At 59.3% G+C, this 19688-nt stretch carries 21 protein-coding genes; 9 read left to right on the forward strand and 12 right to left on the reverse strand.

Going from position 1 to position 19688, the window contains the following annotated elements; all coding sequences use genetic code 11:
- The first annotated feature begins 3 nt into the window (after nt 1–3).
- Nucleotides 4–2427, forward strand: a complete 2424-nt coding sequence (locus tag PMES_RS13720; RefSeq protein ID WP_159966301.1) for an SIR2 family protein — start codon at nt 4–6, stop codon at nt 2425–2427.
- On the opposite strand, the gene PMES_RS13725 is transcribed toward PMES_RS13720, so the two are convergent.
- Together PMES_RS13725 and PMES_RS13730 are read right to left on the reverse strand one after the other, a co-directional pair.
- Nucleotides 2424–2891: a recombinase family protein gene (locus PMES_RS13725; protein WP_328809166.1), complete on the reverse strand. Its 468-nt coding sequence runs from the start codon at nt 2889–2891 to the stop codon at nt 2424–2426. The genes PMES_RS13720 and PMES_RS13725 overlap by 4 nt on opposite strands.
- Before the next feature lie 6 nt (nt 2892–2897).
- Nucleotides 2898–3509 (reverse strand): recombinase family protein, encoded by a 612-nt coding sequence (locus PMES_RS13730; RefSeq protein WP_159966302.1) that lies wholly within the window; start codon nt 3507–3509, stop codon nt 2898–2900.
- Nucleotides 3510–3629: 120 nt separating this feature from the next.
- Between PMES_RS13730 and PMES_RS13735 the strand changes: the two genes are divergently transcribed.
- Nucleotides 3630–6515 carry a Tn3 family transposase gene (locus tag PMES_RS13735; protein ID WP_159966303.1) on the forward strand — a complete coding sequence of 962 codons (2886 nt, stop codon included), beginning with the start codon at nt 3630–3632 and terminating at the stop codon, nt 6513–6515.
- A 125-nt stretch (nt 6516–6640) separates the two neighbouring features.
- Here PMES_RS13735 and PMES_RS13740 read toward each other — a convergent pair whose 3' ends face one another.
- Together PMES_RS13740 and PMES_RS13745 are read right to left on the reverse strand one after the other, a co-directional pair.
- Nucleotides 6641–7885 carry an MFS transporter gene (locus tag PMES_RS13740; protein WP_328809165.1) on the reverse strand — a complete coding sequence of 415 codons (1245 nt, stop codon included), beginning with the start codon at nt 7883–7885 and terminating at the stop codon, nt 6641–6643.
- Complete coding sequence (locus tag PMES_RS13745) at nt 7815–8363, reverse strand: helix-turn-helix domain-containing protein (protein WP_159966305.1); 549 nt, start codon at nt 8361–8363, stop codon at nt 7815–7817. The genes PMES_RS13740 and PMES_RS13745 overlap by 71 nt, the downstream gene beginning before the upstream one ends.
- A gap of 95 nt (nt 8364–8458) precedes the next feature.
- Between PMES_RS13745 and PMES_RS13750 the strand changes: the two genes are divergently transcribed.
- Together PMES_RS13750 and PMES_RS13755 are read left to right on the forward strand one after the other, a co-directional pair.
- A complete protein-coding gene (locus PMES_RS13750) occupies nt 8459–9172 on the forward strand; it encodes an AzlC family ABC transporter permease (protein ID WP_159966306.1) in 714 nt (237 codons plus the stop codon).
- Nucleotides 9165–9458, forward strand: coding sequence for an AzlD family protein (locus tag PMES_RS13755; protein ID WP_159966307.1), 294 nt, complete (start codon nt 9165–9167; stop codon nt 9456–9458). The genes PMES_RS13750 and PMES_RS13755 overlap by 8 nt, the downstream gene beginning before the upstream one ends.
- A 75-nt stretch (nt 9459–9533) precedes the next feature.
- On the opposite strand, the gene PMES_RS13760 is transcribed toward PMES_RS13755, so the two are convergent.
- Together PMES_RS13760 and PMES_RS13765 are read right to left on the reverse strand one after the other, a co-directional pair.
- Nucleotides 9534–9674, reverse strand: a complete 141-nt coding sequence (locus tag PMES_RS13760) for a recombinase family protein (RefSeq protein WP_438943244.1) — start codon at nt 9672–9674, stop codon at nt 9534–9536.
- A 170-nt stretch (nt 9675–9844) separates the two neighbouring features.
- Nucleotides 9845–10723 (reverse strand): LysR substrate-binding domain-containing protein, encoded by an 879-nt coding sequence (locus tag PMES_RS13765; RefSeq protein WP_159966308.1) that lies wholly within the window; start codon nt 10721–10723, stop codon nt 9845–9847.
- Between the two features lie 98 nt (nt 10724–10821).
- Here PMES_RS13765 and PMES_RS13770 point away from each other — a divergent pair, with 98 nt between their 5' ends.
- Both PMES_RS13770 and PMES_RS13775 read left to right on the forward strand, forming a co-directional pair.
- Nucleotides 10822–11475, forward strand: a complete 654-nt coding sequence (locus PMES_RS13770) for an SDR family oxidoreductase (RefSeq protein ID WP_159966309.1) — start codon at nt 10822–10824, stop codon at nt 11473–11475.
- Nucleotides 11465–11716 (forward strand): DUF6552 family protein, encoded by a 252-nt coding sequence (locus PMES_RS13775; RefSeq protein WP_159966310.1) that lies wholly within the window; start codon nt 11465–11467, stop codon nt 11714–11716. The genes PMES_RS13770 and PMES_RS13775 overlap by 11 nt, the downstream gene beginning before the upstream one ends.
- Before the next feature lie 122 nt (nt 11717–11838).
- Here PMES_RS13775 and PMES_RS13780 read toward each other — a convergent pair whose 3' ends face one another.
- Nucleotides 11839–13881: a PAS domain-containing sensor histidine kinase gene (locus PMES_RS13780; RefSeq protein WP_159966311.1), complete on the reverse strand. Its 2043-nt coding sequence runs from the start codon at nt 13879–13881 to the stop codon at nt 11839–11841.
- 115 nt (nt 13882–13996) lie between these two features.
- Between PMES_RS13780 and PMES_RS13785 the strand changes: the two genes are divergently transcribed.
- The 3 genes from PMES_RS13785 (at nt 13997) to PMES_RS13795 (ending at nt 15644) form a co-directional block, all read left to right on the forward strand.
- Nucleotides 13997–14419 carry a response regulator gene (locus PMES_RS13785; RefSeq protein WP_159966312.1) on the forward strand — a complete coding sequence of 141 codons (423 nt, stop codon included), beginning with the start codon at nt 13997–13999 and terminating at the stop codon, nt 14417–14419.
- A gap of 175 nt (nt 14420–14594) precedes the next feature.
- Nucleotides 14595–14990 carry a hypothetical protein gene (locus PMES_RS13790; RefSeq protein ID WP_159966313.1) on the forward strand — a complete coding sequence of 132 codons (396 nt, stop codon included), beginning with the start codon at nt 14595–14597 and terminating at the stop codon, nt 14988–14990.
- A 243-nt stretch (nt 14991–15233) separates the two neighbouring features.
- Nucleotides 15234–15644, forward strand: coding sequence for a VOC family protein (locus tag PMES_RS13795; RefSeq protein WP_236549812.1), 411 nt, complete (start codon nt 15234–15236; stop codon nt 15642–15644).
- Between the two features lie 327 nt (nt 15645–15971).
- Here PMES_RS13795 and PMES_RS13800 read toward each other — a convergent pair whose 3' ends face one another.
- The 5 genes from PMES_RS13800 to PMES_RS13815 all read right to left on the reverse strand — a co-directional run bounded on the left by PMES_RS13800 (nt 15972) and on the right by PMES_RS13815 (nt 19480).
- Nucleotides 15972–17318, reverse strand: a complete 1347-nt coding sequence (locus PMES_RS13800; protein WP_159966314.1) for an FAD-binding domain-containing protein — start codon at nt 17316–17318, stop codon at nt 15972–15974.
- Between the two features lie 5 nt (nt 17319–17323).
- Entirely contained in the window at nt 17324–17449 is a 126-nt protein-coding gene (locus PMES_RS16875) for a hypothetical protein (RefSeq protein WP_268892424.1), read from the reverse strand.
- Complete coding sequence (locus tag PMES_RS13805; protein ID WP_159966315.1) at nt 17440–18147, reverse strand: endonuclease III domain-containing protein; 708 nt, start codon at nt 18145–18147, stop codon at nt 17440–17442. The genes PMES_RS16875 and PMES_RS13805 overlap by 10 nt, the downstream gene beginning before the upstream one ends.
- Nucleotides 18148–18222: 75 nt before the next feature.
- On the reverse strand, nt 18223–18741 hold the full coding sequence (locus PMES_RS13810; protein WP_159966316.1) for a DUF892 family protein: 519 nt from the start codon (nt 18739–18741) through the stop codon (nt 18223–18225).
- Between the two features lie 85 nt (nt 18742–18826).
- On the reverse strand, nt 18827–19480 hold the full coding sequence (locus PMES_RS13815) for a TetR/AcrR family transcriptional regulator (protein ID WP_201289007.1): 654 nt from the start codon (nt 19478–19480) through the stop codon (nt 18827–18829).
- Nucleotides 19481–19688: the final 208 nt, after the last annotated feature.

Raw genomic sequence — 19688 nt, forward strand, 5'->3', positions numbered from 1 at the left:
GAAATGCCAATTGATATCCATATTTTAGCTCGACAAATCGAACCAGAGAAAACGGCACTGGTGCTAGGTGCAGGTGCCTCAATCCCATCTGGCGCGCCGACGGGAAACGAGCTGAGAGATCAGCTCGGTCAAGAGTTCGACATTGACAGCTATCAAAGCTTTGGCCTTGCCGACCTTTCCACAATAATCGAGGCAAAGCGCGAGCGGTATCAGCTTGTGCGTGCAGTTCGCAAACGTATTCAGGGTTTGCAACCTACAGGCGGGCTGATGTCTCTCCCACTTTTCGAGTGGGCAGGTATTTTTTCCACTAACTACGATGATTTAGTGGAAAAAGCGTTCAGGAAACACAGCAAATCCTTAAGAGTTTACTCTTCTAACCACGATTTCCATGGTGCTGGAATTACAGGCGAGCAGGAACTTTTCAAATTCCACGGGACTATCGACAAAGATGTTTGCGACGGCCATAATTCGCGCCTCATCATTACAAGCACTGACTATGACCAAGTAACAGGGTATAGAGAAGCCCTTTACGCTCGCTTGAAAGACATGCTTTTTTCAAAGTCTGTTCTGATCGTAGGGCAGTCGCTTGTTGACCCTGACCTTCGATCTCTCGTGGATGAAGCCCAGAAAATTAAAAGCTCATCGGGCGCGCCAGGCAAGATTTTTCTTTTTGTTTTTCAAAAGAATGATGACCTGGCGACTGTATTTGAAGCGCGAGGGCTGACGGTTTGCTTCGGTGGCATTGATGAGCTTTTTAGCGCTCTTCTTAAAGCTGCACCGGCAGAGCAACTTGTGATGTCGGTAACAACTGACGTGTTAGGCGCTGCTCCGCTTTTGGAGCCCGCGACAGCTACCGTTTCAACAGAAATCGCAAACCAGTCCGGTCAATTAGAAAGGATGTTTAGCGGCCGTGCGGCCAGTTATGCAGATATTGCTCGAGGTTGGTCATTTGGCCGTGAAGTTTCCGATTCTATTGAGGCTCAACACACTGATAACGAGAGAGCGCCGGTCTCTGTCGTGCTGGGCGTGGCAGGCGTAGGTAAAACGACTGCAGTCAGAATGGCGCTGTCTCGACTTTCAGCTCGTGATTTAGAATGTTGGGAACACAAAACAGATTTTTCCTTCGAACCCGAACAATGGGCGCAGGTCAACGACGAGCTGGTGAAGCGGAAGAAAACGGGCGTTTTGTTCGTTGACGATGCACACTTGTTTCTACGTGATTTGAATAGGTTAATAGAGATTCTAGCCGCGAAGGATTCCTGGGCACTACGACTTATTCTTGTTTCATCTCGTCCGCATTGGAACCCGAGGCTCAAGAGCGCGGAGCTGTTTAAGAACCGCGAGGAATATGAGCTGTCCAGGCTATCGGTGACAGAAATCAACGGATTGCTGGACCTTCTCGCTTCAAGCGAAGACGTCCGTGATCTTGTGGAGGATACGTTCCTTGGGTTCAGCAGACCTCAACGGCTAGAACGTCTCAAGGAGCGTTGTGACGCAGATATGTTTGTCTGCATGAAAAATATATTTGGCTTCCAAGGCATCGACACCATTATCTTGGAAGAGTTTGCATCGCTACATGTAGACCTGCAGGACATCTATCGCGTTGTGGCTGGTATGCAGGCAATCGGCGCGAGAGTTCATCGTGAGTTGGTACGGCGGCTAACTGGATTAGAAGCGGGGCATGTATCTCGTGTACTCAATGATCTTGAGGGAATAATCGAAGAGTACACGGTCAGTGACCGTGATGGCATTTATGGTTGGCGTGTGCGGCACCCTTTAATTGCTAACATTCTCGCAAGTTACAAATATTCGGATCAAGATGACCTTTACGATCTGTTCGACAAGGTTGTGACGACCATCAATCCCGCCTACCGATTTGAGGCACAATCAATCAATGATATGTGCGATCTGGAAACAGGGATCACAAGAATAGCTGATAGACATCGCCAGAACGTTCTCCTGAGGCGGATGATCTCAAATGCACCTAATCTTCGCGTGCCGCGCCATCGGCTGATCCACAATTTGATCGTTCTCGGAAAGTTTGATGTGGCCGAAGGTGAGATTAGGATATTTGAAAGAGAACTAAGTACGGATGGCCCGGTCTTGCGGTATAAGATTCGCCTTAAACTTGGCATAGCCAAACACGCAGGCGGAATTCAAAACGAAGACCGAGCTGCACTTGTCAGTGAGGCTTCTGCTATGGCCACAAAGTGCTTAGAACGATTCCCTGACGATAAAAATATGTATCGCGTATATTTAGAAACAGGTGTTGATTGGTACCGGTACACGGGGAAATCTCAGTTGTTCGAAGACGCAATGTTGGCTGCGGCGGCGGCGCAAGAACGTCTATTAGACCCTGAACTTCGCTCCATCATTTCAAAGTATCTGAGGGTGGGTGAAGAGATGGGCATTCAAGTATACGGTTAGGCCCGCCGAACCGTCTTCGTACTGACCTTGAACAGGCGCGCGATCTCGGCCAAGGGCCGATGCTCTTCATCCCGCATGCGCTTTACCTCGTCGCGCTGTGCAGGCGATAGGGCAGGGGGACGACCGCCGACACGTCCGCGCTTGCGGGCAGCTTGAAGCCCCTCCCTGGTGCGCTCCGATATCCGCTCTCTTTCGAATTGCGCGATCGAGGCGAAGACGTGGAAGACAAGACGGCCTGCCGGTGTCGTCGTGTCGATGTCTTCGGCCAAGGATCGGAAGCCTGCACCGCGCTCCCGGATCGTCTCCACGATGTCGAGAAGATCACGAAGGGATCGTGCAAGCCGATCGTACTTAGTCACGACCACGACATCGCCTTGGCGAAGCTGATCGATCATCTGGTCGAGCTGCGGCCGTGACCGGGCCGACCCGGTGATCTTGGGGTCCTTTGCGGGAGAGTGTGAAATCCTACGCTAAGCACCCAGCAATCGTTTCCCGTGCTCGCGCAAGTTTCCCTCGGGATCGACATATCGGTAGAGCGTCACCGGCCTGATCTTCAGCTCCTTACATAGCTCTGAGACGGAGGTATCGCGGTTAGCCATCGCGGCCTGTGCCATTCGCACCTGAGCCTTGGTCAGCGCGAACTTGCGGCCTCCCTTTCGCCCCCGAGCGCGCGCGGCGGCGAGCCCGGCCATCGTCCGTTCCTTGATGAGCTCGCTCTCGAATTCGGCGAGGGAGGCGAAAATGCCGAAGGACAGTCGCCCGTGGGCCGTGGTCGTGTCGATCTGGGCGCCCTGGCCGGTCAGCACCTTCAGGCCCACGCCGCGCTCGGAGAGGCCGGCGACCGTCTTCACCAGATGATGCAGGCTGCGCCCCAAGCGATCGAGTTTCCAGATAACCAACACGTCCCCGTCCCGAAGTGCCTTCAGGCACGCTTCCAGTCCGGGCCGTTCGTCTTTCTTTCCGGACGCCCGGTCGGAGTAGATCTGATCCTCGCCAACGCCGACGGAGATCAGGGCGTCACGCTGCAAATCGAGCGACTGGCTTCCATCGGCCTTGGAGACCCGCGCGTATCCGATCAGCATGTGTCGCAAACGATCGTTTGGGATAATCGGCGAAGATCGGCGCTTCTGGCCATTGATAATTTTCCTTAACCCATATCGAAATCAAAGATACGCAATGGAATAGTTGAAAGCAAAAGAAACATGGCCCACCGGACCATCCTGACGCCGAAGCAACGGGAGATCCTGTTCGGCCTTCCCGCGGACGAACCGCGGCTGCTCAAGCACTTCACGCTGTCGGATGAAGACCTCGATCATATCGGCCAGCGCAGGCGTCCGCGAAACCGTCTCGGCTTTGCCTTGCAGCTCTGTGCGCTGCGCTACCCCGGACGCGCCCTGTTGCCGGGCGAAGTCATTCCGGCCGAGATCACCAACTTCCTCGCCGCGCAGCTCGGTCTCAAGGACGCCGACCTCGACGCCTATGCCGCCCGCGAAGAAACGCGACACGAGCACATGGCCAGCTTGCGTCAACTCTACGGCTACAGGACCTTCGCGGGCCGCGGTGCCCGCGACCTGAAGCTCTGGCTCGACGGCCAGGCCGAGCACGCCGTTTCCAACGAGGACATCGCCCGCCGCTTCGTTGAGGAATGCCGGAGAACCCTGACCATCCTCCCCGCCACATCCACGATCGAACGGCTCTGCGCCGATGCTCTGGTCGCCGCCGAGCGGCGGATCGAGACGCGGATCGCGGACCGCCTGCGCGATGAAGAGTGCGTGGTCCTCGACAAATTACTGTCTGAGATGGTCGAGGATCGACTGACCCGGTTCGTCTGGTTGCGCAAGTTCGAGGTCGGGAACAATTCGGCCGCCGCACGCCGGCTGCTCGATCGGCTCGATTACCTTCGCCAAATCGACCTTTCGCCGGATGTGTTCCACGGCGTTCCGGATCATCGCATCACCCGCCTGCGTCGGCAGGGCGAACGCTACTTCGCGGACGGATTACGCGATCTGCCGGACGACCGCCGCCACGCCATCCTTGCCGTCTGCGTGTCGGAATGGCGACGCGCGATCGCGGATGCCGTGGTCGAGACACACGACCGGATCGTCGGCAGGACCTGGCGGGAGGCCGCCCGGCTGTGCGATGACCGCATGGACGGAGCGCAACCGGCGGTCCAGAAGACCTTGCGCTCGTTCCGCGATATGGGAACGGCCCTACTCGAAGCGAAGAACGACGACGCATCCCTCGAGGACGCCATATCATCCAGTCCGGGATGGACGGATTTGCAGGCTCTCGTCGCCGTCGCGGCCCGACTGACGGACACGCTGTCGTCGGACCCGATTTCCCATGTCGTGCAAGGCTACAAGAGGTTCCGTCGGTACGTGCCCCGGATGCTGCGGCTTCTCGAAATCGACGGGGCGGACGTGGCGAAGCCCCTTCTGGAGGCGACTGGGCTAATCGGGTCCGACAAGGCTCACAGTCAGCCGACGAATTTTCTGCGGCGCACGTCGAAGTGGCATCGCCATCTGAAGACCCGGACCGCCGGGGACGGCCGCCTGTGGGAGGTCGCGGTCATGTTCCATCTGCGCGACGCGTTCCGCTCGGGTGATATTTGGTTGGAACGGTCCCGGCGCTACGGCGACCTGAAACAGGTGCTGGTGCCCGCGCAGGCCGCAGAGGCGAACGCTCGTCTCGCCGTCCCCCTTGATCCGGAGGACTGGCTGGCCGATCGCCACGCACGGATGGAGCTCGGCCTCGAAAAGCTGGCCAATGCCGCGAAGGCGGGCGCGATCCCCGGCGGCTCGATCGAGAACGGCGTGCTTCATCTGAGCCGGCTGCCGACGGCACCGCCGCAGGGGGCCGATGATCTGCTGTCCGATCTCTACCGGCGCGTCCCGGAAACGCGGATCACCGACATCATGCTTGAGGTGGACCGCGCGACCGGGTTCACCGAGGCGTTCACACATCTCAGGACTGGCGCTCCGCCGAAGGACCGGATCGGCCTGATGAACGTGCTCCTGGCCGAAGGGCTCAACCTCGGTCTGAGCAAGATGGCCGAAGCCAGCAATTCCCACGGCTTCTGGGGACTGATGCGGATTTCGCGCTGGCACGTGGAAAGTGATGCCTACGCCCGCGCGCTCGCAAGCGTCGTCGAGGCGCAGGCCGCTCTGCCGATGGCCCGGTTCTGGGGGATGGGAACGACCGCCTCCAGCGACGGACAGTTCTTCCCGACCACGCGGCAGGGCGAGGCGATGAACCTGATCAACGCGAAATACGGGCGCGAGCCTGGACTGAAGGCTTACACTCATGTCTCCGACCAGTTCGCGCCCTTCGCGTCGCAGACCATCCCGGCCACGGTCAGCGAAGCGCCGTATATCCTTGACGGCCTGCTCAACAACGAGGTCGGCAAGCGGATCAGGGAGCAATACGCCGATACAGGCGGCTTCACCGATCACGTCTTCGCCGTCACCTCGATCCTCGGCCACCGGTTCATCCCGCGCATCCGCGATCTGCCGTCCAAGCGTCTCTACGTTTTCGAGCCGAAGGCCGTGCCGCCGAACCTGCGCGGTCTGGCGGGCGGCACGATCCGGGAGAACCTGATCGCGTCCAACTGGGCCGACATCCTGCGGATCGCGGCGACCATGACGGCCGGGACCGTCGCGCCCAGCCAGATTCTGCGCAAGCTGGCCTCCTATCCACGGCAGAACGATCTGGCTGTTGCTTTGCGGGAAGTCGGCCGCGTCGAGCGCACGTTGTTCATGATGGAATGGGTCCTGAACACCGACATGCAGCGCCGCGTCCAGATCGGCCTCAACAAGGGCGAGGCGCACCACGCCCTGAAGAACGCGCTGCGGATCGGCCGGCAGGGTGAAATCCGCGACCGCACAGCCGAGGGCCAACATTTTCGGATGGCCGCGCTCAACCTGCTGGCCGCGGTCGTCATCTACTGGAATACGGCCGGCTTGGGCGAGGCCGTTGCACAGCGCCAGCGTGCGAAGCTCCCGGTCCCGCCCGATCTTCTGGCGCACACCTCGCCCCTCGGTTGGGCGCACATCCTGCTGACCGGCGAATACAAATGGCCGAAGCGGTAGAAACTACAGCCGACATTCGCTGCACCGTGCTCGAACTCACGGAACGCGGGGCGGACCTGTATTTCGAGTAACGAATGAAATCGCGCCCATAACTTCTTTTTTGGTACAGTACGCTGTGCGAAACATCATCCCCGGCCGCGCTGTGCGAGCGCGAGCAAAATATTGATCAAGAGTAGGCCAGCGAGGAGGCCCAGCATGGGTTCCACGCCGATCGCGCCGATGGCTATTCCGGCGATGTATGGAAAGCCCAGCGAGCCGACGAAGTAGCATAGGCCAAAGACGAGAAGAGTTTGCCGGACCAGACCATCAGGGCTCCTCGCGGCGGCCCAGGCGTTCACCACAGAGTAGCTCAGCCCGTACCCGACCCCTAGCACCGCAGATGTGATTACGTAGGCGAGCGAACCACCGACCAAGAGCGCAAAGGACCCGATAGCAAGTGCTGCGAGCCCGTAGAGCAGAGCTGCGGTCAGTCGAAAGTCATAGTTCAGGACCAGTCGTGCCGCGAACAAGCGGCAGCCAATGGTCGCTCCGAGGAAGGCGATGAAGAACATCGCGTAGTCGAGGTCGCGCGATGCCGCGTAGACGCTTTGGAAGCTCGAAAGGCTTCCAAACATCGCTCCACCAAGACCGACCATTGAAATCGGCACGATGACCGGTGATCGGACAATCCGGCGTAGGATTGGCCACGTTACACGCATGGGAAAGACCCCAGTCGCCGGTTGATCCGTTCGCAAGGCCAGATGGATCAGGATCGCGCCGATCAGAGAGCCGATCGCCGCTGTCAGGAATGCGGCATCGAGTGGGTATCCCGAGGCGCTCCACCCTCGGCCGATGATTGGGGATGCCCCCAGCCCGGCCATCATGGAACCCGACAGGATCGCCAACCGATAGCCGACAGTCTCGGCCGTACTCGTGTCGGAGACCGCCACCGGCGCGAGGAGGTAAAACATGCCCCATCCGAGCCCCAGAAGGACGCTCGACGGAAGAAGGAACTCTAGACGTCCCTGACCGATCGCGAATCCAAGTGTCGCCAACGCCATAAGGATGCCGGATAGTGCGATCGTTCGCCTCAGGCCGAACCTGTCGCCGAGACGGCCCGAGAGGTGAGCCCCCACAAGAGTTGGCGGTGCCATCGCGGAGATCACGAGACCGGCGGTTACCGCCTCGCCCCCCGCTTCAGTAACCGACAGCGCCAAAAGGAAGGTCGTGCCGTAAGGGAGCGACAGCAACGCACTGCCTATACAGGCAGCGATGAATGACCCACGACGGGAAGCGGTTTCTGCGATGTCCGGCCCCATGTCAGCGCACGCTATCCATAACGAGCAGCAGCAAGGACGGTCCGCCAAGCGCCTCGTAGGAATGGACCACATCGCTGGGATACCGAAAGTAATCCCCTGGCCCGATCTCGACCGTCTCGTCGTCGGGGCCGATCCGCACGGACCCGTGGCAAAGGACCGCGTGTTCGATGGTGCCCGCCGGGTGGGGGGCGGAGCGGCGAACGGACCCTGGGCTCAATGCAACGCGATAGAGGTCCCGGCGTCGATCCGGCGGACATTTGTTCAGAAGGACCGCAGCGTAGTCGGCTTGATCCGAATGCAGGCCGAGCCCGTCTGACGCACGAATGATCGCCTGTGGCGAGGACGCGCTATCGAACAGAGAACTGAAGGTTACGTCGAGCGCCGTGGCGATGGCCCAAAGGGTCTCGACGCTGGGGTTTCCTTTTCCCGTCTCCAACTGGGACAGCGTGGACTTGGCGAGACCGGCCTTCGCGGCGAGAGCGGAAAGGCTGAGCTGGGCCACTTCTCTCTCGCGACGGATGGCGTTGGCTATAATGGTATTTGGGGTCATGAGTATCCGATATTTCGTCCTATCGTTCGCCTTGACGAACGTTACTCGAATGTTCACTTTATCGAACAACGTTCGTCAAGAGGGAATTCGGTACAATGTCCAGTCGGATGAGACACGGCCGCACGCCGGACCGATCTGAATTCTCCAAGGCGCTTTTGGACATTGTACCGCTCTCTCTGGGCGTTGCTGTCTACGGCTTGGCGTTCGGCCTCTTGGCTGCGGGCGAAGGGATGGGTGCGTGGTCTACCGGGCTTATGGGGGCACTCGTTTTTGCGGGCTCGGCACAAATTGTTGCGCTGGAACGGCTTTCGACGGATAGCGGGCCGCTTCTGGCCGTCGTTGCCGGGCTTGCGCTCAACCTCCGAATTTTGTTGATGACGGCGTCCTTGCGAAACGACCTTGATGGTCGGCCAGCCTGGCAGATCGTGTTGGGCGTTCATCTGACCTCGGACGAAAACTGGGTCTTGATGCATGCGACCCGGAACAGCGGCACGCCGGCGGGCTACTGGTATCTCGTCGGGGGCGGCACCAGCCTCATCACGGTGTGGGTTGTCGCGACCGCGATCGGCGCAGGGTTCGCGCAAGCTCTGCCGGAGTTGGGCGATAGCGGCTTGGATTTCGCCTTTGCCGCCGCGTTCATCCTCTTGCTCACGAGCTTGTGGCGAGGGCCTCAAAGCCTCTCCCCTTGGATCGTATCTGTCGCGATTGCCGGTGCGTTTGCTCTCCTCCTGCCGTTCGATCCGTCGTGGGGTCTACTTGCGGGTGCGATTGCCGGTGCGGGATTTGCGGGGTGGTGCCGCCGTGAATGAGCATCTTGTCGTTATTTCCGGGCTGGCAGTTGGAACCTTCGCAATCCGTTTGGGAGGCTATCTTCTGGGAGCGCGTATTCCATCGAGCGGCCCATGGGCGCGGGCCCTCCGGGCCCTGCCCGGCTGTCTCATCGCGGCTCTATTATCTATCATCCTCGTCCAAGCCGGCCCTCCCGAATGGAGCGCGGCCGCATTGTCCTTGGTGGTTGCGCTTGGGTCGCGGAGCTTGCCGCTGACCATGCTGACCGGCGTCGCGGCAGTTTGGTTACTTCGCAGCATCGTATGAAGACGCTCGATCCGATCACTGAAAGGGGCTCTTCGGCAGCCTTCGCCGCGCGCTGTCCGAGTGACCGGTATCGGCTTAGCGTAGGATTTCACACTCTCCCGCAAACGACCCGATCTTATCCGCAAACACACGCTTGGCACCGGCCTCCGTCAAGGCATCGGTTTGGGCTTCGAGATTCTGGTCGTCTGTGCTGACGCGGGCGTATCCAATGATCATGCATCAAGTATGCCATAAACGTCCCAAAACCCCAAAGGTTTTGGCCTGGGTTTTTGTCCTTATCAACAGCTTGATTTGCGGTAGGGTAGGGCGCGGGGACAAAAACGACCGTATTTGGCCCGCAGGTTCTGGCAAGGGGTTTGTGTCCACCCTACTGCGAAAACACGAAGTCATGCGTCGGCTTCAGCTTTCGATGCGAACCAATCGAACGCGGCTTGGACGGACGACCTGCGCTTTTGACTGCGCTCGGCCAGCAAGTAGAAATCTTGCTCTCCGGAAAGGGCCTCCGGGTGGATTTGCACAAGGCGCTTTTCAGCGATGTCGCGGCGCACGAGAAAGCTGCTGACGAGGGCCGCGCCTTGACCCGAGAGGGCGGCGTCCATTGCCAAGGCAGTCTGACTCAACCGCAAGCCATGTCCACCCCGATTTTCGACTTTGAACTGCTTGAGAAATGCGGGCCACAGATCATGTGCATCGTGCAGTTTCGGCAGGTGTGACAAGGTCTCCAGGTCGAGCGGCAAGCGATGCTCCGCTACGAGCGAGGGTGCCGCGACCGCGATGACTTTCTGTCGGAACAGTCGAACGACTTCCAACGCCGCGCCGAAAGGCGGCTTGCCTTGGCGAATGGCCAGGTCGATCCCGTCTCCGTAAAAACTGGACACCCTTTCGGTGGCGAAGACCGCCAAGTCGGCGTTCGGGTGTAAGGCCGAGAAATCCGGCAGGTTCGGTATCAGCCACTTTGCCGCGAAGGTCGGGGTCACGCTGACCAGCACCTTGTCCGGTTCTGGGCGAAGGGTCTCGGTGGCCGCGCGCAACTCCTCGAAAACGGTGGCAACGCGGGCATGATAGCCGCGTCCAGTCGATGTAAACGCCAGCCCTTTCGGCAACCTGTCGAACAGCGGCACTCCCAGTTGCGCTTCAAGCTGGCGCACCTGTTGCGCCACTGCCCCCTGTGTAACTCCCATTTCGTCGGCGGCGGCCCGGAAGTTGAGATGACGGCCTGCCGCATCAAAGGCACGCAATCCATTGAGGGGCGGAAGCTGGGTCATGGTGAGATAGTAATCCTACTGGCACACAACATCAATTCTGGCGCGAAATCCTATCAACGGTTGTCTAAATTGAAGTCAGAACAATGATGGAGCATACGATGTCAGTAGAAAAGGTAGCACTGGTCACGGCTGGCGGCAGTGGCATGGGGGCGGATGCGGCCCGCCGGTTGGCGGCCGATGGGTTCAGGGTCGGCATCCTATCGTCATCCGGCAAGGGTGAGGCGCTGGGTAAGGAACTGGGTGGTTTCGGCGTCACCGGGTCGAACCAGGAGTTGGACGACCTTGCCGCGTTGGTGGAAGGAGCGAAGGATCGCTGGGGCAGGGTGGATGTCTTGGTCAACTCCGCCGGGCATGGCCCGAAAGGCCCCGTGCTGGAAATCTCGGACGACGACTGGCACACGGGGCTGGACATCTATCTTCTGAATGTCATCCGGCCCACACGGCTGGTCACGCCACTGATGCAGGCGCAGGGCGGCGGTGTGATCATCAACATCTCGACCTTCGCGGCCTTCGAACCCGATCCGCTCTTTCCAACCTCCGGCGTGTTCCGTGCGGGCCTGGCTGCGTTCACCAAGCTCTATGCGGACAAATATGCGGCCGAGAATATCCGCGTGAACACGCGCATCCCGATGGGGCGCTACGGATACGCGGAGGAGGTGTCATCCCTGATCTCGTGGCTGGCGTCCGAAGGGGCCGCCTACATGACCGGCCAGAACCTGCGGATCGACGGAGGGCTGACCCGTGCCGTCTGATGTCACAGTGGCTTCACCAGAGACAGGGCGCATTGCCTTCACCGTAAAATGGGTCGCGTCGATCATCCAGATTATGGGTTACACGGCAACGGCTTTCGGATGGACACCTTGGAACCTTTATCTGTTCCTCGTCGGCGTCCTTGGCTGGTTCGCCGTCGGCGTGCTCTGGAACGACAGGGCGATCATGCTGATCCACCTGGTCGCCCTCGGTGCCATGCTCGCCGGGATGAGCAGCAGCTGACCTCGGAGGACTGAGCAAGGATTGCCAAGACTCAGGCGTTTCTGTCACCGGCGGAATCAACCTTTTTTAGATCACAGGTTGTGGCAACGGGTTTTAGACCGCCATAACAGTTGGAGCTCTTTTCAACTATCGGCTTGCTTATCATCCCGACCGACCGCGATATCCAACCGTCCCTCAATGAAAAAAACGGCACCCTCAGGTTCGAGACGCAGGGCTGATCTCCCGCCGAAGTAACTTCCCGTCACCCGGTTGAGGATCGTGGACCCAAAGCCGGTCACGTCAGTCGCTTCCGGCGCGGGGCCTCCGATTTCGCGCCAGATCAATTCAAAATTGTGGCTGTCGTCTAGCGTCCACCTGATATCGACGTAACCTTCAAGCACCGATAGCGCGCCGTACTTTCCTGCATTGGTCGCCAGCTCGTGTATCGCCAAGGACAAGCCCAGAACCTGCTGCTCGTCCAACTTGAGCGGTGGCCCTTCTAGGCGAAGCCTCTCCGGTACCGTCAGGTGAGGCATCATGCAGGCCAGGATCACCGCCCGGATATCGGCCTGCGAGGACCCCTTGCCCGTCAGCATGTCCTGCGCCCGTCCAAGCGCAGAGAGGCGGGCGGCGACCTGCGTACGCCCATCGTCCAGTGTCTGCGCATGACGCAGTGACTGCCCCGTGACCACCTGAGCGATGGTCAGCACGTTCTTCATCCGATGCGCCAACTCGCGGGTCATCAGCTCGCGCTCCTCGACGGCACGCGCCCGCTCGATAGCCGCGTAAGTCCGGTCGAACACCGCGCGCATGAAATCGAGTTCCGACTCGGTCCACTCCCGCGGACGGTCGTCGTTGACGAAGAGCACGGCCTTGAGCTTGCCGTTTTCCATGAGTGGGATGTTTATCAGAGATCGGATGGAAATGGCCGCCAGAGGCGCGGGATTAGGGATGTAGGGATCGCCATGCGTATCCTGAATCACCACGGTCTCGCCGCGATGCAGGCCTTCGATCCAGGACCCGAAGTCACTGAACTTGTGCTGACCGACGAGGCTCGTCGCGCCGCGCGATGTCCAGTCCGCACTGATGGTGAGGGTATCCCCGTCCGGGTCGAGGTCCAGGTGTCCCGCACGTGACAGATCGAGCGTCCGTCCCATGACCTCTGCTGCGAGCCGCGCCATTTCGACGGGGTCGTCAAGCTCTCGCAATCCGTCTCCTACTTCCAATACGGCGGTGCGCAGTCGCTCTTCCCGACGGCGTTCGGTGACATCGACCATGACTCCCGATCGGATGCGCGGTTCAACGGCCTTGCCGTTGGTGTCGCCTTCACCTCCAAGATCCGAAAGGGCGTTGATCCAACGGACCTCGCCGTCTTCGTGCTCTACCCGAAAGGTCACGTCGAGGTGCCCACCGATCTCCGATGTGCGTCGCTGTTCTTCCGAGACGCGATCCAGATCATCGGGATGGATGCGGGCGAAAAAAGTGTCCGCGCTTGACCCCGCCTGTAGCGTATCCGGATCGAGGTCGAACATTTGCGCGCAACTCGCATCTGCCCATACCGTCCCGGCGACAGGATCGAAGCGATAGAGCCCGATCGTCCCCGATGCACGCAGAACGGAAGCCACGCTGGTCTCGAGTTCCCGGACCCGCAGCTCGGCCTCGTGTTGCTGTGTCTGGTCACGAAAAATCTTGAGGAACCCGGGAGGAGCTGGATCATTTTCGGCATCGTCGTGCGTATCCGCGAAGCGAAGCGGCATCATCATGCCATGCGCGTAAAAGCGAGTTCCGTCCTGACGCATGTGATACCGTTCGTCCGTGGCCCGTCCGGTCTCGGCGGCCTCACGCATCTCTTCCGCCATACGATGTTGCGCATTGTCCTCGGCCGTGAAGAACAGTTCCGACGAGCGCCCGGTGATCTCCGCCTCGGTCCAACCCAGAATGCGCTCCGCCCCCTCGTTCCAAGAGGTTACGGTGCCGTCCTCCGCAATCGTCACGATCGCGTAGTCTACAGCGCTGTCGCGAATGAGTTCTCCGAGTTTGGCGTCACTGATCGCGGCGGGCGACCCGAAGCGGCCTGCCAGGTGATGTCCGCCTTCGCTGTCTTGTCGTCTCTTGGTCAATGCAAACCCCAGTTTTTCGCGCCCCTTGCAGGCCGGACCGCTCGCCAAGCTATCAACTGAGTTCAAGCGACACAAACATACCCAGCGTATCGAGGCGGTGTGAACAAAATAAGCTGGTTTGAAGTTGGAAAGGACGCGTCGCGGGTTGTTGGCGTGTAATGGTTAAGGAGGTACGATCTCCATGCGAGCAGGCTTGAGCGGACGAACGATCCTCGTGCTTGAGGACGAACCGCTGATCGCGTTCGATCTCGAAATGACGCTCGAAGATGCCGGCGCGAGTGTTCTTGGTCCTACGCATTCGGAAGCTGAAGCGATGGCAGCGATCGACGCTGTAGTCGCGGCTCCGGGCGAGCCGGTCGCAATCGACTGTGCCGTGCTCGATGTTCACCTCGGCGCTAACACCTGCGAGGCTGTCGCATTACGACTTGTCGACATGGAGATTCCCCTCGTCCTTCATAGCGGCCACGCAAAGCCCGATGAAGGATTTATAAGACGCTTGGCAGCACCGATTGTGCGCAAACCCGCTCCGGCATCGGCTTTGGTGGACGTGCTGATCAGTGCGATTTCAGAGACGCCCAACAAGACACCTTTTGGGCAGAACTGATACGTTTCTGTCACCGGCGAAATCAACCATATTTGGCACGCTGGTTCTGGTAAGGGGTTTGTGTCCAGGAGGGGTCATTCGTGTTTATCGCGGCGAAAGCTGACTGAGAGCCCAAATCTACACTACGGAGAAGTTTGTGCTCGCCTGTCTGAGCCAAGTTAGTTATAATTTTCCCATGAACCAAAACGGCTTAATAATTCTAAACCAATACGAACTTCTTTCCACGGCAAATAGCTTTGAATTGGCGACCAAGGCATTGGCTGCCCGCGTTCATGAAGAAGGTCATGCCGGCGTTTTGTCGTATCGGTTTTTTGTTAATCCAGACATGCTGATCGCCCGCGCTGTTGTGGAGTATGTCGATCCAGACGCATGGATCGGACATCACAACACGTCAATGAATTGGCCAGAGATGAAGGATCTCCACGCAGTGGCTCATTTAGGTGAGGTTACGTTTCTTGGGGAAATGACACCGGACATCGCGACTTGGATTTCAAATTCCTCACTCAAGGCCAAAGTGTTGTCAGGCAACAGATACGTCGCAGGATTTCAACGGACGACCGATCTATCATAACTGGTCGCTTTGTCCCGCGTTGCGGTCGCTCGGGCAGGGCGGAGCGAGGGTCGGTCGACATCGAAGCGGCCGCTGATGCCGCCCGCGGCGAAGGTGCAGGCCGAGCCCAAAGTGCTTGATGCTGCGCTGTGGCCGGATGCGTGCTATACTCATCAACGTCAACTAAGTTTTCGCCAAGCCCTAACCGCTCTTAAGCAAAAAAGCAGTCACTAGCGGAATGTTCCGGCGAGTAGGCAGAGGAAAGTGAATACCGTGATTGGCTACACGATGGTGGGTACACGTGATCTCAAGCGTGCCAAGGATTTCTACAACCCACTTTTTGACACTATGGGGTTATCTCCATGTTATGAAAATGAGCAAGTCGCGTCTTGGGGCGACCGGGATGATGAGACAGTTCCACGTTTTTTCTCGTGCTACCCTTACGATGAAAATCCTGCCAACGTCGGAAACGGAGCGATGACCACATTTCGAGTGCAAACTGCATCATTAGTCGATGATCTATATGAACAGGCTATACAGTGCGGCGGGCGAGAAGAAGGCCAACCGGGGTTTCGTCCAGAAAGATACGGCGACAAATTTTATGTTGCTTATGTTCGTGATCCGGACGGCAATAAGCTCGCGTTCGCATGCTACGATGGTAGGTCAAATCCTTAGCTTTATCGCGCTCAGAAACCAAAGAAGACGTTCAGGGCTGCTTGAGGAAAGGCAGTTCTGTCCCGCACAGCGGACCGTAACCTAGTCGCCAGTGAACGACCGCATTGGCGCGTCCAGCGGCCAGAACTCAGTCGTTTCTGTCACCGGCGATATCGACCCTATTTGACATCCCATTCTAACCAGAGGATTTTGTCCGGATTGCCGCAAGCGATGGTAATTTTTTGCCATTCGCAGTTGCGGCATCTTCGACGTAGAGGGCGGAAAGCCGTGTTTGCTCAAGTCGATTCCCACGGTTCGTGTTGAAATGTGCGGAGGACGCAGGAGATTTCAGGACAAACCGTGCGTGCGTAGGACATCGTCGCGTGACATGAACACTTGGTCCCGTTTGCCCCATCTGGCGCGCGCGTCGCGGAATGCCGCTTTGTGATCGATCAACGGAGCAGGCAACGGATTGTCGAACCAGAGCCACGGCTCGTGCCCGAAGCCAGCCGGAACGGAGTGCAGTTCGGGAACCCAATGCCTGATATACGCCTCGGATGGATTAAGATCGTTGCCTTGCTTGACAGGATTGAGGATCCGTGGACCCCGCTCCTGCATCAATGTGCCATCGTTCAGCGCCACCTGCGGCCATGTGATGCCGGGCTCATAGTCGTCGAACAGTTCGGCCAAGGCTGCGCCGACTTCTACGGCGGGCAGTTGGAGCAGCTGAATACCATATGAGGTAACCAGCTGTCGCAGCCGGAAGTTGATCCAGCCTGTCGCGCCCAGTTCCCGCATGGCGGCGTCAGGCATCGGAATACCAGTATTTCCGAACCGCCAAGCGCTGAGTCGTTCGCTTTGCGCAGGCGTCAGGGAAGCGCGCGATGGCTTGTCCTGATACCGGGAGAACATGGTCAGGAAATCGGTTCTCATGGCGATCCTGCTACGGAAGTGCCGGAAAGACGTCCCTTCGGTTGAACGTGACCTCTCAGGATTTGCAGCGTGCCAGAGCTTTTCCGCCTTTGCGGTTTCCCATTCTGCACGGTGGCTTGAAAGCGTTCCGGCGGCAAAATGGGTCGAAAGCTGGCTGGTGCTGACCCGGTCGCGGCCAGGGATCCACATGTCGGCAAGGTAGTTTCGTTCGGGTAGAACCCGCAAGAAGTCCCGCAGAAGCCGGATAGGATGATCGTCGGACAACTTTTCCTGCCCGACAGCCTGATCGTCAGATAGAAATGGCTGGTCCGGTTTGGCGCCGCCAGGACCAACGCGGCGGATCATCTCACCATTAACCGTCAGAAAAGGGATGTGTGCGGAGTGCAGCTCCTGCTCCCATCCGACCCGATAGGCGTTCTCTGCCGCCATCCCATCAGCAGCATTGCGAATGACAGACGTGCATCCCAATCGGCGGCAAGCCGTCACGAGCGATGTGTCGTCGTGGGGCCCCAAAACCTCGAAGGGAATCCTACTGTGCAGCAGTTCTTCGCCGATGCGCGCCTCGGCTGCGTCTTCGATCGCACGCCTATGCCGCGTGCGCAGCGGCCGTCCACGCGCCTCTGGCTGAACGCGCAACACGGCGAACCCGTCGCGGCCCGGGTCTGACGCTATGGCGAATGCAAGATTGTCTTCTAGGCGCAGGTCTTCAGCGAGAAGGACTAGCATCTTGCCGCGCGGAATGGGTGGATGGGAGATGTTCAAGAACGTTACCCCACCACGGCCTTGTTCATGAACTGCACCAGCGGGCTCGCCGTCCGGTGGGCGCTGACCCATTCCGCCAGCGCGCCGTCTGCGCACATCTCCGCATCTGTCATGCGATGGTTCAGGTGCATGCGTGTTCTGCGTAGTAGTCGCAATGCTGCGTCAGGCGGCAATCGTCGCATTTGGGGCGGCGTGAGACGCAGATCTTCATTCCATGCTGAATTAGCCATTCGTGCGCATGGCGTTTGAAGCGGGGTGGCGTTTCGGTGTTGATAATGTCGGCCGCCTTGTCGCTTGAGGTCGTGTTCACGATGCCGAGGCGATTGAGAACACGCAGGACATGGGTATCGACGGCGATGCTGTCTTCCGAGAATTCGAAGTTCATCATGATGTCGGCGACCTTTCGACCGACGCCGGGCAGCTCCATCAGCTCATCGCGGGTCTGGGGGATTTCTCCGCCATGCTCGTCGATGATCTGGCGCGCCATGCGCTTCACCAGATCGGTCTTGCGGTTGTAGTGTGCGACCGGTCTGATGATTTCCCGCAACTCGTCATCGCCGATGCTGGCCAGGTCTTCGAAGTTCGACACCTTTTCATAGAGCGGCACACAGGCCTTCACCACGCGGGCAGTCACCGTCATGGTGGACAGGCAGGTCGAGACAAGCGTGTGAAACGGCGTCGCGGACAGACCGTTCGTTATCCACGGATCGTCGGTCTCCTCGAAGGTTGGATACGTTCGGCTGAGGATTCCGTAGATCAGAACCAGCCGGTGCTTGTCCTCATCGGAGAGGCTTCGGTCATCTTTTTCGGTTTCGGCGGCCGCTGTCATTCTGTCTTTCCCATCGCAGTAAGGACCGCGTGGCCCTTGCGAGGCCACGCGGTCATCGGGGTCTCCTGGAGCCCATCAGGCCGCGTCGGACCGTCCCGACGTTGCCCGGTCCATCAGCCCGGCCGAAATCGCGTTCATGCGATCTTTCAGTTCCCGCCACTCATCGGCCATCCCGGCCCAGACCTCCGCCTGATCATCCAGCCCGATCGATCTGCACATCACCGGTTGGCTGGCGAAGCCATCACGCAAATATTGCACCCCGGTGCGGCCGCCCCGGAGCACTGCCAGATCGATCGCCGGTCCTTCGTGCGCCGCGCGCATCATTTCCTGCGTGCCGTTTCCGATGCCTTCCATGATGCGGTCCGCGAAGTCGTTGGGCGCTTCACCGAGTGCGTCGAGTAGTGACGCGATCCGATCGCTGTGCGCTTTCGCCGTCGTCCCGTAGTCCTTGATGGCGGACTGCACCGCTTCGGTCTGTGCCTTGTCCCTCAGATGGTCCGCCGCCGCCTCGCCCTGTTCGCTGGCGGAGCGCAGGGCATGCAGGGCCCCGATGTAGAAGGTTCTGATGTCGTAGGTGGTGATTGCCTCGGTCATGAAGCCTCCGGTCGTCTCGCGTTTCCAGGTTAATGGACGATATAGTCCATTACAGGGAGAACGGCAACCGGACCGGATCGTTCCCTCAGCCCGGGCGATCCGGATCGGCAAGCAGGCCCTTGGCTCCGAGAAGCAAGATGGCGTCCTCGATATCCGCCTCGGCCCTGTCGCGCAGGACAGCAGGGGAGTGGCCGAAAATGGCCTGAAACGACAGGGGCTGGACTGCGATTTCGACAAACCGTTCCGCGGCACGCCTCAGTTTCTCACTTGGTGCATCGTGTGCGAGCGCCGCTGTTACATATCGCACCGATCCGTCGAAGCTTGTCCGGTAGGCCATCTCGGCCAGGCCGGGAAAGTTCTCCGCCTCGGCGGCCGTGATCCGCATCAGCGCGATGCACCGTGGCTCCAGTAGGTTTTCGACCAGCGCGATCCCGGCCGAGCGGAGCCGATCCTGCATCCGGTCCGATGCCGGAGCCACCTTCGGCGGGGTGAACATCGCCTGGATCGACCGATGCACCACGGCGGCAAACAGCGCCTCCTTGTCCGGGTATCGACGGTATACCGCAGATTTTCCGGTGCCCGATTTTCTGGAAACGGCATCGAGCGTGGTCCGGCCAAAGCCGTCGGCAAGAAACAGGGTTGTCGCCGTTTCAAGGATGCGCTCTTCAGCTTGACCGGCTTCCTGTGCCGGGGGCCGCCCGCGTCGCGGGCGGGCGTCATCTAGGTCTCGAACGGTCATATTGCTTGCTTATCCCAATGGCTGATCGGTAGGCAAACCGCGCTACTGAAAGTTGGAACAGTTTTGTAAGTATATCCGGCTGAACCGGACCTTCATACATCGCGCAGCGAAAGCCCGCAAAGTTCGCGTTGCGGTCGCTCGGGCAGGGCGGAGCGAAGGTCGGTCGACATCGAAGCGGCCGCTGATGCCGCCCGCGGCGAAGGTGCAG

It is taken from the genome of Profundibacterium mesophilum KAUST100406-0324, assembly GCF_009835145.1.
GTDB classification, from domain to species: Bacteria; Pseudomonadota; Alphaproteobacteria; order Rhodobacterales; family Rhodobacteraceae; genus Profundibacterium; species Profundibacterium mesophilum.

Coding starts and splice junctions, on each gene's coding strand:
- PMES_RS13720 (WP_159966301.1), top strand. CDS start 4: ATGCCAATTGATATCCATATTTTAGCTCGACAAATCGAACCAGAGAAA.
- PMES_RS13730 (WP_159966302.1), bottom strand. CDS start 3,509: ATGCTGATCGGATACGCGCGGGTCTCCAAGGCCGATGGAAGCCAGTCG.
- PMES_RS13735 (WP_159966303.1), top strand. CDS start 3,630: ATGGCCCACCGGACCATCCTGACGCCGAAGCAACGGGAGATCCTGTTC.
- PMES_RS13740 (WP_328809165.1), bottom strand. CDS start 7,885: ATGTGGTCCATTCCTACGAGGCGCTTGGCGGACCGTCCTTGCTGCTGC.
- PMES_RS13745 (WP_159966305.1), bottom strand. CDS start 8,363: ATGACCCCAAATACCATTATAGCCAACGCCATCCGTCGCGAGAGAGAA.
- PMES_RS13750 (WP_159966306.1), top strand. CDS start 8,459: ATGTCCAGTCGGATGAGACACGGCCGCACGCCGGACCGATCTGAATTC.
- PMES_RS13760 (WP_438943244.1), bottom strand. CDS start 9,674: ATGATCATTGGATACGCCCGCGTCAGCACAGACGACCAGAATCTCGAA.
- PMES_RS13765 (WP_159966308.1), bottom strand. CDS start 10,723: ATGACCCAGCTTCCGCCCCTCAATGGATTGCGTGCCTTTGATGCGGCA.
- PMES_RS13770 (WP_159966309.1), top strand. CDS start 10,822: ATGTCAGTAGAAAAGGTAGCACTGGTCACGGCTGGCGGCAGTGGCATG.
- PMES_RS13785 (WP_159966312.1), top strand. CDS start 13,997: ATGCGAGCAGGCTTGAGCGGACGAACGATCCTCGTGCTTGAGGACGAA.
- PMES_RS13790 (WP_159966313.1), top strand. CDS start 14,595: ATGAACCAAAACGGCTTAATAATTCTAAACCAATACGAACTTCTTTCC.
- PMES_RS16875 (WP_268892424.1), bottom strand. CDS start 17,449: ATGCACCTGAACCATCGCATGACAGATGCGGAGATGTGCGCAGACGGC.
- PMES_RS13805 (WP_159966315.1), bottom strand. CDS start 18,147: ATGACAGCGGCCGCCGAAACCGAAAAAGATGACCGAAGCCTCTCCGAT.
- PMES_RS13810 (WP_159966316.1), bottom strand. CDS start 18,741: ATGACCGAGGCAATCACCACCTACGACATCAGAACCTTCTACATCGGG.
- PMES_RS13815 (WP_201289007.1), bottom strand. CDS start 19,480: ATGACCGTTCGAGACCTAGATGACGCCCGCCCGCGACGCGGGCGGCCC.